General features: G+C 42.5%; 12 protein-coding genes. 4 read left to right on the plus strand and 8 right to left on the minus strand.

The window, feature by feature from the left end; all coding sequences use genetic code 11:
- Positions 1-10 precede the first annotated feature (10 nt).
- The 8 genes from ODOSP_RS16060 to ODOSP_RS16095 form a co-directional block, all read right to left on the minus strand.
- Positions 11-3,550 (minus strand): SusC/RagA family TonB-linked outer membrane protein, encoded by a 3,540-nt coding sequence (locus tag ODOSP_RS16060; RefSeq protein ID WP_013613343.1) that lies wholly within the window; start codon positions 3,548-3,550, stop codon positions 11-13.
- A 103-nt stretch (positions 3,551-3,653) separates the two neighbouring features.
- Positions 3,654-4,643: a FecR domain-containing protein gene (locus ODOSP_RS16065; protein WP_013613344.1), complete on the minus strand. Its 990-nt coding sequence runs from the start codon at positions 4,641-4,643 to the stop codon at positions 3,654-3,656.
- Between the two features lie 76 nt (positions 4,644-4,719).
- The gene (locus tag ODOSP_RS16070; protein WP_013613345.1) at positions 4,720-5,313 is read right to left on the minus strand and encodes an RNA polymerase sigma-70 factor; all 594 of its coding nucleotides are present in this window, start codon (positions 5,311-5,313) and stop codon (positions 4,720-4,722) included.
- Positions 5,314-5,499: 186 nt separating this feature from the next.
- Positions 5,500-6,051: a 2-oxoacid:acceptor oxidoreductase family protein gene (locus ODOSP_RS16075; RefSeq protein WP_013613346.1), complete on the minus strand. Its 552-nt coding sequence runs from the start codon at positions 6,049-6,051 to the stop codon at positions 5,500-5,502.
- A gap of 90 nt (positions 6,052-6,141) precedes the next feature.
- Entirely contained in the window at positions 6,142-6,903 is a 762-nt protein-coding gene (locus ODOSP_RS16080) for a thiamine pyrophosphate-dependent enzyme (RefSeq protein WP_013613347.1), read from the minus strand.
- A 13-nt stretch (positions 6,904-6,916) separates the two neighbouring features.
- Positions 6,917-7,999, minus strand: coding sequence for a 3-methyl-2-oxobutanoate dehydrogenase subunit VorB (locus ODOSP_RS16085; RefSeq protein WP_013613348.1), 1,083 nt, complete (start codon positions 7,997-7,999; stop codon positions 6,917-6,919).
- 18 nt (positions 8,000-8,017) lie between these two features.
- Positions 8,018-8,245, minus strand: a complete 228-nt coding sequence (locus tag ODOSP_RS16090; RefSeq protein WP_013613349.1) for a 4Fe-4S dicluster domain-containing protein — start codon at positions 8,243-8,245, stop codon at positions 8,018-8,020.
- A 230-nt stretch (positions 8,246-8,475) separates the two neighbouring features.
- Complete coding sequence (locus ODOSP_RS16095; RefSeq protein WP_041556999.1) at positions 8,476-9,798, minus strand: aminotransferase class I/II-fold pyridoxal phosphate-dependent enzyme; 1,323 nt, start codon at positions 9,796-9,798, stop codon at positions 8,476-8,478.
- A 432-nt stretch (positions 9,799-10,230) separates the two neighbouring features.
- Between ODOSP_RS16095 and ODOSP_RS16100 the strand changes: the two genes are divergently transcribed.
- The 4 genes from ODOSP_RS16100 (at position 10,231) to ODOSP_RS16115 (ending at position 14,488) form a co-directional block, all read left to right on the plus strand.
- Positions 10,231-11,466 (plus strand): ABC transporter permease, encoded by a 1,236-nt coding sequence (locus ODOSP_RS16100; RefSeq protein ID WP_013613351.1) that lies wholly within the window; start codon positions 10,231-10,233, stop codon positions 11,464-11,466.
- Positions 11,467-11,481: 15 nt separating this feature from the next.
- Positions 11,482-12,231, plus strand: a complete 750-nt coding sequence (locus tag ODOSP_RS16105) for an energy transducer TonB (RefSeq protein ID WP_118102861.1) — start codon at positions 11,482-11,484, stop codon at positions 12,229-12,231.
- 78 nt (positions 12,232-12,309) lie between these two features.
- A complete protein-coding gene (locus ODOSP_RS16110) occupies positions 12,310-13,725 on the plus strand; it encodes a glycoside hydrolase family 16 protein (RefSeq protein ID WP_013613353.1) in 1,416 nt (471 codons plus the stop codon).
- A gap of 34 nt (positions 13,726-13,759) precedes the next feature.
- Positions 13,760-14,488 (plus strand): ComF family protein, encoded by a 729-nt coding sequence (locus ODOSP_RS16115; protein ID WP_013613354.1) that lies wholly within the window; start codon positions 13,760-13,762, stop codon positions 14,486-14,488.
- The last annotated feature ends 86 nt before the right edge of the window (positions 14,489-14,574 follow it).

A 14,574-nucleotide genomic window follows, 5' to 3' on the forward strand; every position in this document is an offset into this window, starting at 1 on the left:
TGTCCTCATTTTAGAAATTAACTGATAAACCGAATGTCACATTTGCCGGGAGGTGAGAGCCGCGTGAGGGTGAAAGGCTGCTGCCGTTCCATACTTCGGGATCCAGGTTGTTCCTATTGGCGGCCCAGTACCAAAGGTTCTGTATCTGTACATTCAGGCGGATACCTTGAATCATGTATTTTTTCAACAAATGTGGGGGAATGGTATAACCAAGAGTCACATCGCGCAATTTGATGTAGTCGCCTTTCTGTACATGTTTGTCGGCTGCACTCCAAAGGTCTTTTGCTTTCATGGCTGCCTGGTTTTGGAAAGCAAAAGCCGGGTTGATGTCCGGATTGTTGTTATCCTCTGCGCTTTTCCAGTAATTCATCAGGTCGCGGTCGGCATTGGAGGTGCGGTAAATAGGATGCTGTGCAATCAACATGCCTGCTTTTACATCGCGCATTACATGACCGCCGGCATAGATAAACATGAAGGAAAGATCAAAACCTTTATAACTTAAACGATTAGTAAATGATGCATTGAAACGTGGCTCGTAAGTACCCGAGTAAACTAAATCTTCCTTGGTCAAAAGGTCGGCAGATTTTACAATTTCTCCATTCTTGTTATAGGCGGTTGGAATACCGTTTTCATCCAAACCAGCATAACGAACGCTGAACATGGAATTCATGGCATAATTTTTACGGGTGTTCAGTTTGCTATAGTAACTGTAAGCCGATTCATCAGAAGTCTCGACTTCAAGCACTTTATTTTTGTTGTATCCGAATATGAAGTTAGAAGTCCATGAGAATTCATTCGTTTTGATATTCTCACTGTTCAATACGATTTCTACACCTCGGTTGTACAAACTGGCAAAGTTCATCAACATGGAACTCCATCCCAGGGTCGGATCGGTGGAGAAGTCTCCCAAAAGATCACTACTCTTTTTGTTATAGAATTCGACAGAGCCGTTCAAACGGTTTTGGAATAAATTGAAATCTACTGCGATGTTGGTTACTTGGGTCTTTTCCCAACGCAATGACGGGTTTGCCGGACTTTTGATATAGAATGCACTTTCGTTGGTAAAGTAGTTGTTCCTGTCTGCTGCGGCAATCAGGTAAGGACCGTTCTTTTTAGAAACGTTACCGTTGATACCGTAAGTGGCACGAAGCACAAGACGATCTAACCAATTGGTTTTGTTTTGAAACAGAACATAGTGGGCACCTACAGACCATAAAGGTTTATACTGATATTTGGGGTCTGTACCGAAAAGGTTTGATTGGTCAATACGGATACTTCCATTCACGGTCAGACGGTTGTCTAAAGTATAGGATGCATTTCCATAGAATGATACATAACGGTTGTCCACATGCGAGAAACCCGGAGTCTTGTTCTTGAATGAGAATGTTCCGTATATACTTTGAGTGCCCCGAAGCATTTGATTCAAGTCAAGCGCGTTGATTTCGCTGTACACCAATGTCTGATCATCGTATCCCAAACGGTAGAAACCGTTTTGAGAGGTAACGACTTTCCGCCGTTCTGCGCCGACAAGCACTTGTAAGTCATGACGCTCGGAAAAGGTGTTGTTATAGTTCACCTGGGCACGCATCGTGTAGGAATTATTGTCCGTATTGGTCTGCACAATCTGTCCTCCGACAGGGATGTTGTATTTTAACGTACCGTTTGGATTTAATACGGCAGCATCGTTAATCATGGTTTTTACATCCAAAGCATTTTTCGTGTCATATTGCTTCGTGAATCCGGTGGTATTTTCCGTCTGGTAACGCAATTCGAGGTTCAGCCCGTCAATAATCTTGAATTTGGCTCCGAAATTCAAGTTCAGGTAACGGCTTTTTGCCGTATAGTGGCGAGATGCCATTTCATTGACCGGAATATAGGTCTCGTCCATCAACCCGATACTTTTCAAACGGTCGATTTCTGCCTGCGATTTGGTATTGTACATCTGGAGCGGATTGCCTTCGTCGTCACGCAACATATAATAGGAAGAGGTACCCGCATTCAACAAGTTCATACCCAACACGCCATTGTCGTAATCTTCGGACTTATTGCTGCCGATGATGCCTGCATCCAAAGTAAACCACTTAAAGAGATTAAACGTATTTTTGATATTAAAACCTATACGTTTCGTTTTCTGTTCTCGTTCGTGTGGAGCGGTTCCGGTGTAGTTTATAGAAAAATTGTATTTGTAGATGTCCGAACCACCATTAAATGAAAGGTTGTGTTGGTGTGTGATGGCCCTTTTACGAAGGAATTCATCAATCACTTGGTTGTACCTGTCATGTGTACGGTAGGGTTTCAATTTCGTTTCAAGTTCCGATTCGCTTAATTTGCCGTCTCTCCAATCCAGCAATAACAATTGCACATCGTTTTGGAAACGGTTGGCATCATAACGATTTACATTCGGGAAAGTTTGAATCAACATTTTTTGGAAGTCCACCAATTCCGAACTGGACATTTTGTTTGCATAATCCCTATCGGGGAGGCCTTGCAATTTGATACTTCCGTTATAGTTGACACGCGGTTTGCCTGTTGAACCGCTGCGCGTTGTGATAACAATTACACCGTTGGCGGAACGAGCTCCGTAGATAGAAGCAGCTGTAGCGTCTTTCAATACTGTGATATTCACAACATCCGAAGGGTTAAGCACATCCAATGGCGTAGTTTGGCTGCCCGGTTCTCCTTCAAACGGAATACCATCTACTACATATAACGGTGTCTTGTCGCCATTCAAGGTAGAGACTCCTCGAATCTGAATATTCCCGCGGTTCGAAGTCAATCCGGCCACCTTCCCTTCCAGACGATCCATAACGTTGGTTTGTAATTTCCCTTCCATATCTTTGGGAGAGATGATGGCGAACGAACCGGTTGCCCGTTCTTTAGAGATGGTCTGGTAACCGGTGACGATGACTTCTTCGATCATCTTCGATTCCGGTTTCAGGTCGAAGTTGTAGACTTCCTGGTTAGGCATTACTTTCACTTCGGCATTGCTGTAACCGATGAAGGAGGCCACCAGCAATTGGCCCGCTTCTGTCGTTTTTAGCGTGAATTTCCCATCGACGTCTGTAGCGACACCTACTGTAGTACCTTTAAAGAAAACACTGGCTCCTACAATCGGATCTCCGTTTTCGTCTTTCACAACCCCCCGGATGGTTTGTCCGGCTTTAGCTCCTTTCTGATTGCCGGCTACTGCTGCCGGAGTCGGTTGTTTCCCTGCCGGAGCCAGCATAATCTGATGATTGGAAATGGAGTAAGTGATGTCGGCAATGGCTCCCAATTGTTCCAAAGCTTTGTCTAAAGATACACCATTACATTCCAGATTAACTTTCTGGTTGACATTGATGGTACTCGAGGAATAGATAAACGAGTGCTTACTTTGCTGCTCGATTTCTTTCAATACCTCTTTTAAAGATTGATTTTTAGCATGAATGGTGATTGTAGGTTGCTGCGCCCACACCGCATTCCCTGACATTAGCACACATACCAGCAGGAATAAAAGCCGTTTCAGGTAGTTGCTTTTTCCGGCTGGAATAGCTGATACATCGTTTTTCATATAAATTTGGTTAATTTGTTTAATGTATATAAAATACACATAAAAATGCGAATACCCTAAATCGATATTCGCATTTTTTTTCAAAAAATTGAGTCCTGTAATCTTAATACTTATACAGAACGGCTGTTTTATCCTTTATTTCAAACCGGAGCAAGGCGACGTTATGCATGATTTCCAGTATCTGGGAAATGGATTCCTCGTGAAAACGGGCGGTAAATTTTTGATCCAGAATTTCCGGGTCTTTCACTTCGAAGGTCATGCCATGCCAACGTTCCAGCTTTTTCAGGACTTCCGCTATCGGTGTCTCGTCGAAAATCAACCAACCGTCTTTCCAACCTAGGATGGGTAAAGTCTCGGCCGGGACAGTCAGATTGACTTTTTGCCTCTCTTTTTTCTCTATCCAAATTCTTTCGTTGGGTTTGACTTTGATTTCTTCCTGTTTCGAATGCTTGGTCCGCAAGACGGTGATATTACCGGATAGTAATAGGGCAGAGACATTATCGTCGTTTTTATAGGAGGTCAGATTAAATTTAGTCCCTTTGACGATAACCTGAATTCCGTTTTCCAATTTAACGATCATCGGTTTTTCGGGATTTTTTACTACATCGAAATAACCCTCACCCGAGAAATTGATTTCCCGGCTGTCTCCGGAAAATTGTGCCGGGCATTTCAATTCACTGTCAGAATTTAACCAAACGATACTTCCGTCAGGGAGCGTGACCCGTCCTTTTACTCCTTTATTGGTATGGTATTCCAATTGGGCTAATTGCTGATTTTCCAGAAAATGGATTTCTTGCCGATAGTCATTGAATTGATAGAATACTTGAAAGGAAAGAAGCAGGATCAATGAAGCGGCAATGCCATAACCCAGGATTCGCCGGTTTTGTTTACGGTGGCGGATTTTACGGGAGTATTGTAGTACGCTCGCTTCCGGAGCTTTGGTCTCGGGTAACTTACTTATGACCCATGTGTTTTTTAATCGATTGAATTTCAGTCGATTGTCAGGATGCTCTTCCAGCCAATTCAGGATCCTTATTTTCTCCCCCTCTGTCGCTTGTCCCGTTATATATTTGAGTAATAACTCTTCATTCATAAGTATTGGGAATCTTTTTGGTAAATATACACTTAAATCTACAACTACCCTAAATAAAATTTTGGATTTTTTTAATTTAAGTGAGTAAAGGGATTAATCCGAAACACAAAAGTATCAGGTAGTCTTTCAGTTTATACCGCATGTGAGCGAGTGCTTTAGTCATGTGGTATTCGACGGATTTGACCGATAAATCGATTTCCTGTGCGATTTCTTCATAGGTCATTTCCTGGTCCCGGCTCATTTTATAGATTATTCTCGTTTTTTCGGGCAGCTCAGAGAGGGCCTGTCCGATCAGTTGTTCCAGCTCCTGCATTTGAACGGTATCGAAAGTTTCGTCGGAAAGAGCCGAATAGTTAGCCATAGTTTCCCGGGCCGTCAGGTTATCGCTGTATTTTTGTTCTGCGATCTTTTTTCTTAATACATTCAGGCATTTGTGTTTGGCAATGGTTAGAATAAAAGCTTGTACGCTGAGGTCCGGACGGATTTCAGTTCTTTTTTCCCATAATGTAACGAACGTTTCCTGAGCAATTTCGCGGGCTTCTTCCGGATCGGGAAGATATTGCTGTGCAAAAAACAGGGTACGCGTGAAATAATCCCGGTATAACCCTTCGAAGAAGGTCACTTCCGCTGACTTCAGGAATTTATGGATACTATTCCTTAAAGGTTTCATGTTGTTTTTCTCCCGTTTTTATGATAACACCACATTATCATGAATCGACAAAGATAAATAAAAGAGAAAGAGGATTTTACATCGTATTCAAAAAGGTTGTGAAAAAATAATAAGATTCGGGTAGTCAAATAAAAAAAACTGCCCGGTTTTCCGGGCAGTTCCCTCATGGTAAGGTGAGAAAAAGGTTTATAATTGATGAATTGTTTTAAGTTCGGCCATACCGGTTTGTACGGCTTCGATATTCATCGGTATTAAATTGTGGTGACGGGCCGGAAGAGATTTCTTCAACCCTTTCTCCAAATTATCCAGGTTAATAATCGGTTTTACTTTCAGGAATCCTCCCAATATGATCATGTTGAAGATTTTCGGATTACCTCCCTCAGCAGCCAGGCGGGCACCTTCGATCTGATAGATGTTGATGTCTTTCCGGGTAGGATGGTGGGTAATACCGTTCGGATCGTATATCAGGGTTCCGCCTGCTTTTACCAGGGGCTCGAATTTATCCATAGACTGCTGGTTGAGTACAATGGCCGAGTCGAAGGCATTCAATACCGGTGAACTGATCCGTTCGTCACTGATGATCACCGTAACATTGGCTGTACCTCCGCGCATTTCAGGACCGTAGGAAGGCATCCAGGATACTTCCTGATCTTGCATGATGCCGGAATAAGCCAGGATCTTTCCCATAGAAAGTACCCCCTGTCCTCCGAATCCGGCTATAATAATTTCTTCTGTCATAAAAACAATAATTTACATTTTTGGTCTTTAGTCTCTAGCCTTTTAGCTTTTAGCTTCCAGCCTTTCGCCTTTAGCATTCTAGCCTTTTTTTTAGATGTCTTTGATGTCCCCGAGCGGATATTTTTCAAACATATGTTCTTTCATCCACTTATTGGCGTCGACGGGAGTCATCTTCCAACCGGAGTTACAAGTACCTACAACTTCTACGAAGGAGAGGCCTTTTTGTAAACGGGTATTTTGGAATGCTTTTTTCAGCGCATTTTTTGTTTTCCGTACAGCAGCAGGTGTTTCTGCACTTTGACGGGTAACATAACAGGTTCCGTCGAGTTGTGCCAATAATTCGGTGATCTTCATCGGGAAACCATTCAGTTTGGCATCACGTCCGTAGGGTGTGGTCGAGGTCACCTGTCCCAACAAGGTGGTAGGAGCCATTTGGCCTCCGGTCATACCGTAAATAGCGTTGTTAATAAAAACCACTACGATATTTTCTCCCCGGTTACAAGCATGCATGATTTCTGCACATCCGATAGATGCCAGGTCACCGTCTCCCTGATAAGTAAATACATATTTTTCGGGGTGCAGGCGGCTGATGGCGGTAGCTACGGCAGGTGCACGGCCGTGAGCGGCTTCAGCCCAGTCGATATCGATATAATTGTAAGCGAATACGCTACATCCTACCGGAGAAACACCGATGGTCTGATCCTGGATGTTCAGCTCTTCGATCACCTCCGCGATCAATTTATGAACTACGCCGTGAGTACAACCCGGACAGTAGTGCATAACGTTGTCAGTGAGGAGTTTGCTCTTTTGGAGTACGAGGTTTTCCTCTTTTATAATGTCTGTTAGTTCCATCTTATCGTTCCTCTTAAATCTTAAATTTATTTTTCAGTGCTTCCACGATCTCTTCCGGAGTAGGTACAACACCACCCATACGGCCGTAGAAATCTACTTTCACTCTTCCGTTGACAGCCAACCGTACGTCTTCAACCATTTGTCCGGCACTCATTTCTATTGAAAGGAAACCTTTGGTTTTAGCGCATAGATCCGAAATGGCTTGTGTCGGGAAAGGATAGAGGGTGATCGGACGTAACAGTCCTACTTTGATACCTTCCTGGCGGGCTAATTGGATGGATTTTTGGCAAATACGTGCACAAGAACCGTAAGCTACGAAAATGTAGTCGGCATCCTCACAATTGAGTGCTTCGTAGCGGACTTCGTTGGCTTCGATTTCGCGGTATTTCCGTTGAAGTTTTTCGTTGAATACTTCCTGACGGTGTGCTTCCAGTTCCAAAGAAGTGATGATATGATGATTCCGGTTTTTCTTTTTACCGGTCAGTGCCCAATCGCCCGATATTTTTTCGATTTCTTCATCTGTCCATCTCGGCGTATAGTCCGGAAGGACTACTTTTTCCATCATCTGACCGATCACGCCATCGGCCAATACCATAGCCGGATTACGATATTTAAAAGCCAGCTCGAAACCCAATACGACAAAATCACTCATTTCCTGAACCGATGCGGGGGCAAGAACGATCAGGTGATAATCACCGTGTCCACCACCTTTGGTCGCCTGAAAGTAGTCACTTTGTGAAGGTTGAATCGTACCTAAGCCAGGGCCTCCACGCATAACGTCGACTACCAAGCAAGGTAATTCCGCTCCGGCGATATAAGTGATACCTTCTTGTTTTAAGCTGATACCCGGACTAGAGGAAGAGGTCATTACTTTTTTACCACAAGATGCACCGCCATATACCATATTGATCGCGGCCAGTTCGCTTTCTGCCTGCAATACCACCATGCCTGTCTCTTCCCATGGTTTGCGCAGCATGAGGGTTTCCATGACTTCAGATTGCGGGGTAATCGGGTAACCAAAATAACCATCGCATCCGCAACGAATGGCGGCTTCTGCGATTACTTCATTACCCTTCATTAATTTTACTTCTGCCATTTTTTCGGTAGTTTTATATTATTCTACATTTTTTTTATAGACAGTGATTACAGAGTCGGGACATACCAGACCACAGCTCGCACAGCCGATACAAGCTTCGGGATTTTTCATATAAGCATAGTGATAACCCTTTCCGTTTACATCCGGATTCAGCTCGATCACTTTAGTCGGACATGCTACGACACACAGACTACATCCTTTGCAATGTTCGGTGTCTACAACAATTGCTCCTCTGAATTTTGCCATAATCTTAATAAATTATAATTTGTCGAATATTGATGTAATATTATTACGCTTTGTTATTTAATTCGGGTATAAAATTACATTTTAAAATCAAATCCGCAAAAAAAGATCAAATTATTTTCATTTTAAGCTGAAAACTGCACATCTCCCCGAAGAGTGAGAAAATATTTAGCTTTTTTTTGCACAATCTGTTTGTAAAGTGTGAATCTACAAGGATTTAAAATCATCACTCCCTATGATTCGATTGGGGTATGATCTTTGGCAAACCGTTCGATCCGGTCTTTCAATGTGTCCATTTGGTCCAGTCCGACTTGGGATACACAAGCTCTTAATCCTTCCCGGGTACTTCCGCATCCTTTTAATGTGATGGAAGAAATTCCATAATAAAGAAGTTCTTTAGCTAATTCTGCTCCTGTCATTCCCGGATAATAGATGGTAAAATAGAAACCGTCCGCTACGTCTTCATGTCCGTCTTTATCGTACACGACTTTGAAACCGGCGTTTTTGTAAAGGGTCTTCATGATTTCAGCCCGTTTGCCGTATTCCCTGACATCTGTCAATATATTGATCCTTCCCTCGTTGGCGGCTTTCAATACGGCTGCTACGGCATATTGAGGGGAATGAGCGGTACCTGATGTTTGGGTATATATCAATTTATAGGTAATGGTATATCCCAGCTTGTCGGCTTTATAGCGTTCTTTCAAATGTTCGTATTTCTTATGGAATAAAGCATCGGAAATACAGAGCAGCCCCAGGCGCTGGCCGGCATAGCTGAATAATTTCGAACTGGATATCATAAAAATATAATTATCCGTATATTTCGCTACAGTCGGTTGGAAAGGAGCCTTACCCGGATGAGACAGATCCTTGCGGAAATCCATGGCAAAATAAGCCAGGTCCTCGAGAATAATGGTATCGTATTCGGTTGCCAGTTTGCCGATGACTTGTAATTCGAAATCCGTCAGGCATACCCAGGATGGGTTGTTCGGATTACTATAAACGATGCCGGCGATATTCCCCCGGTCCAGGTATTCCCGTAGTTTAGCTTCCAGTTTTTCTTCCCGGTATTCATAGATATCGAAGGTTTGATAAGGCTTGCCGATGACTTCGAGTTGGGTTTTCTGTACCGGAAATCCCGGATCTATAAATAAAATCGTGTCTTTCCCCTTATGGCATTCGGTCAATGCCATGAAAGCGACATAAGATGCCTGCATGGCACCTACTGTCGGGATGATTCCTTCTGGCCGGATATCGACATCCATGAAATTTTTTACAAAACGGGAAGCTTCTTCAGAAAGTACCGGATAACCTTCCAGCATCGGATAAAATTGGGCTACTCCGTGTTTTAATGCTTCGATTTCGGCTTCTGTTCCGATACGGGAAGGAGCCAGACCCGGAACACCCATTTCCATTCGGATGAATTTTTCGCCGGTGGCTTTTTCCAGTAGATTAGCTATTTTTACCGTGTCGCGGATAGAAGCATCGTCTAAATTACTTACTCCGCATTGAGCCATCGTGGTGTCAACCAGCTGTTTATCAATCAGATTATTTTGCATGATATGATTTAGTTTGTTGCTTTCATTTTGAAACAATAATACAAAAATTAATTGAAAAAATACAATGATATGGTGATTTTAACTTATAATTAATCAAATTTGTATCGTTTGCAGATTAAATCTAGGTTTGATTTTTCCCCTTTCTATTCCGATTCCGGTTTTTATACCGTCAGACCGGTTCGTTAAGGCTTTCCTTCATTGACCGGCGGAAGCGACCGGGTCTCCGAACGCGATCACCGAAGACGAATAAGTACAACAATAATGCTACCTTTTAAAGTAGTTTCGACGTGTTTTAAAGTTGAGCTTAATCAATTTTGATTGCTGTCGTTTTATTTTGGGGGAATCCGTTGTTTGGCAAATAAACCGATCCTTAAATAAATGAATAAACAATTTTTTCCCTTAAATTTGTCGGGTTAACTAATTGGTGACGGAGTGAATCTTGAATTATTCATAGCAAGAAGATTATTGAAGGGAAAACAAAACGGAGCGGTATCTGTGCCGATTGTAAAAATTGCGTTAGCCGGTATTGCGCTAGGAGTTTGTGTGATGCTGCTTTCGATCCTGATTATTACCGGTTTTAAAAATGAGATAACCACTAAATTGTCGGGATTTATGGCTCATTTGAGCATTACGGCTTATGATCATGAAGATGCTTATTCGGGAAGTGAGATCGAGCTGAACGATTCTTTGTTGGAAGTGGTCCGGAGAGTGTCCGATTTAAAGCAGATGTATGCTTATGTGACAAAACCGGCGATCTTGAAGAGTAAGGAAGAAATTCACGGTATAATTTTGAAAGGTATGGATTCCTCTTACGATGCTTCTTTCTACCGGAAGCATCTTCGGGAGGGCGAATACCCTGATTTTTTTCAGGCCGAACCTTCTCGTGAGGTGTTGATCTCAGTTGCTGTGGCGGCTATATTGAATGTCAGTCCCGGTGATAAAATTACGGCACATTTTGTACAAGATCCGCCGAGAGCACGGGTGTTTACGGTGAAGGGAATTTACGATACCGGTTTTAAGGAGTATGACGAAATGCTGGCGGTGTGTGACATCAGGCATTTACAGAAATTGAACAATTGGGCGCCCCGGGAGGTTTCCGGTATTGCTGTGGAACTGAACGATATGAAACGCATATTAGAGGTGGAGGCGGAGTTGGACGACACCTTGCCCATGAATCAGGATGACGATTTTTATAAAATCACTACTTTGCGGGAAACGGCTCCTCAGGTCTTCGATTGGTTGAATCTGTTGAATATGAATGTTTGGATCATCCTGACGCTGATTGTTGTGGTTGCCGGTTTTAATATGGTGTCGGGTTTGTTGATCCTGATTTTGGATAAGACCTCCTTTATCGGGATTTTGAAAGCTTTGGGATATCGGAATATACGTCTGAGGAGATTGTTTTTATATATAGCTGCCGGATTGATTGGCAAAGGGATGGTGGTAGGTAATATTTTGGCTCTTACCTTAGGTGGTTTGCAGGCTCTGTTTCGGATTGTCAGATTAGATTCGGCTACTTATTATATGGATACGGTGCCGATTTATTTCGATTGGGTCTATATTATTTTATTGAATGTCGGAGTGTTGGTAGTTTCGGTGTTGATGTTGGTCGTGCCGACGATGTTGATTTCCAGGATAAAACCGATTAAAGCGATTCGTTTCGAGTAACGTGAAGTAATGAAGATGAATTTTAAAGCATATATAGAAAAATGGATTATTCCGCATCGGCGCGGGATTATGGGTACCGTGATTTTTCACTTGGTCCTGGCTATTTTTTTATTGAGTATGGAAATTTCCCGGATTCAGGTTCATACGGAGATGGAAATCGTTATGGATACCCCGACTCCGGAGGAGAGGCAGAAAAAAGAGGAAGAGCAGCAACGAAAAGAGGAAATTCGTCAAAAGACTTCTCAGGAAGAGGTCGAACGCATGTTGCGTTCCATTGCTGTCAATGAGAATGCCGTACAGCCGGAAAAGAGAGCGGATGCCAGTGTACAGCAATATGTGGACGAGATTTTGAAGGAGTTGGAAGAAGAAGGAAATAGCGGACGTTATAAAGCCCAACGCGATAAAAATTACCAAAAAGACAGTTTGCAAAATGATCGCGATAAACGGGAACAGGAACTGGATTCTTTGAAATCTACTTTTTATGCCGGTGAAAGTAGTGTCAGTTATAATCTGAAAGACCGGTATGCCCGTTTTCTGCCGATTCCGGTATTTAAATGTGAATATGGAGGTAAAGTTGTAGTCGAGATACTGGTTAATCCGAAAGGTGTGGTCCAGAAAGCTAAAATTTTGGAAGATCAGTCTCAGTCGGACGACTGTTTGTGGCGGGTGGCTGCCGATGCTGCTAAACGTTCGCGTTTTAATGAAAAACCGGACGCCCCTGCGCTGCAGAAAGGTACGATCACTTATAATTTTGTAAAGCAGTAAAATAGGTTTTTTGTTTTTTTTACATTAACTTTGCTATCTGATGTGTGATAGTGTCTGATCTGTTAATTATTGTAGTGTATGGGATTATTTTCTTTTTTATTTTCTAAGCATAAACTACTTCGTACGACCTATGAAGCGGAAACTTTCAGAGCCGTATTCCGTGAAGATGAAGAATTGTTTCTGAGGGTGGAAAAAGGGGAAGAGCTAAAACGTTATCGCGAGCTTGAAGAGTATGTAAATAGTGCTCAGTTTAAGGAAAGACGGAAAGAAATCGAACAGCTCTCTTATAAGGACAGCGAATATTATAAAGCAGAACGGCAATATAAAGCTTTGCTCAAGGTGCGTAAGTTACAATCTTATCTGTTGATTGCCGATTCTGAAGAATTGAAGGGGTATGAGCGGGTAAAAGCTTTGCCTGAATATCAGGAGTATCAGAAGCTGAAAGTGATGGTTATGTCGGCCGGTTTCGATAAGAAATTACATGCCGTCGAATATAAAGCTTATCAGGAAATTATTCGTCAGCCGAAGATCGCTGCTTTGATCAAATTAGAGAAATTACGTCGTTTTAAAGAATACCGTGAGGTTAAAGATACGGATTTGCCACAAAAGTTTACGCATTTGGAAACTTATATCCGTTCGGAAGAATTCAAGCGAAACAGAGCTTATCTCTTGAATAAAAACCGGTATCAGACGACCGAAGATTATCAATTACTTTGCGAATTCGATGCTTTGAAAAAGCGCCCCGAAATAGCTAAATATATCTTATTGGCTCAGGACCCTTATTTTAATAGTATGAGGAGATGGCAATTGGTGTTTGAAGACGATTTCAATCAGGGACGCCTGGATGAAACCAAATGGATTACCCGTTATTATGCCGGAGAGCGGTTTTTGAACGATACCTATGGGGTGGGAGAGGATATGCAGTTGTACTCACCGGATAATATCACCTTCGGTGAGAGTGCGGTTTGTCTGAATTTTAGAAAAGAATCGATCATCGGAAAATATTGGGACCGGCAGGTAGGAATACGGGAGAAAAAATACGATTATTCCTCTGCTATGATTAGTTCTGCCACTGCTTTGAGGCAGCGCTACGGTCGTTTTGAGGCTAAGATTAAGCTGAATCGTTGTGCCCTGACTTCTTGTTTTTGGATGCTGGGGGATACAGAGGTGCCTCATGTGGAAATCATGAAGTGTGAGGCCGATGGAGTACATATGGGAAGAGTGTATTCTTATCGTACAGCGGTCAATAAAGATATCCAATTAATCAAAGAGCTGGAGCTCGATAATGCCTATTATATTTTCACTTTGGAGTGGACGGAAAATAAAATGGTGTGGATGGTAAACGATCTGGTGGTGAAAGAGGAAACCGAACATATCCCGGACGTTCCGATGTATGTCGTTTTCTCTTTGGGAACCAATAAAGAACCTCTGGAAAAACAGTTACCCGCACGTATGGAAATAGATTGGTTCAGAGGATATCGTCTGAAAAGTTGAATATGATGGGGTCGGATGGCTAAAACCTGAATTTATGACACGACAGCTTGGATTGCGAATCGGAAGATGGCTAAAAGACAGATTGTTGTCTTCGGGAAGGGCTGTTTGTGAATTGTTTTACCCCCGGATATGTACCGTTTGCGGGGAAAGCCTGATGAAAGGTGAAGTGTATTTGTGTACCGCCTGTCTGGCTGATTTCCCGTTTTCCGATCAGGCCTATGCTATTCAGGAAGATGTGTTGTTGAATTTCGATGCCGCTTACCGGCCTGAAAAATTATTCTCTTTGTTTTATTATAATAAATTCAGCCCCTATAAAAATTTGATTTACCGGATTAAATATCGTTCTCATCGGTCTCTGGGTATCTATCTCGGCCGTTTGCTGGGAGAGAAGATTAAAAATGAATGTGAGGCAGATTGTATCATTCCGGTGCCTTTACATCCCAAAAGGGAAAAAGAAAGGGGATTTAATCAAGCCCGGGAAATTGCTTGTGGTATGGCCGAAACGATAGGAGTAGACATTTATGACGATGTGCTTTTCAGGGTTCGGAACAATGCATCGCAAACCGGGAAGAATGCAAGCGAAAGGCTTAAAAATGTCGAGCATATTTTTGAGTTGCGCAATCCCGCTAAAATTACAGGAAAAAAGGTATTGTTGGTCGATGACGTGATAACGACAGGAGCTACGATCGGTGCTTGTTTGCAGGTTTTGGCTCAGGCAGGGAATGTGCGTTTCTCTTTAGGGTGTCTGGCTCAAACGGTCTGATTTTTTCTTTTCACTTTTTTCCCTTTAACTATTCCCCTTTTGTCCGATATAGTTTATCTTTGTAAATTGAGATCTGACTGAGTAAA

It is taken from the genome of Odoribacter splanchnicus DSM 20712, assembly GCF_000190535.1.
Taxonomy (GTDB): Bacteria; Bacteroidota; Bacteroidia; order Bacteroidales; family Marinifilaceae; genus Odoribacter; species Odoribacter splanchnicus.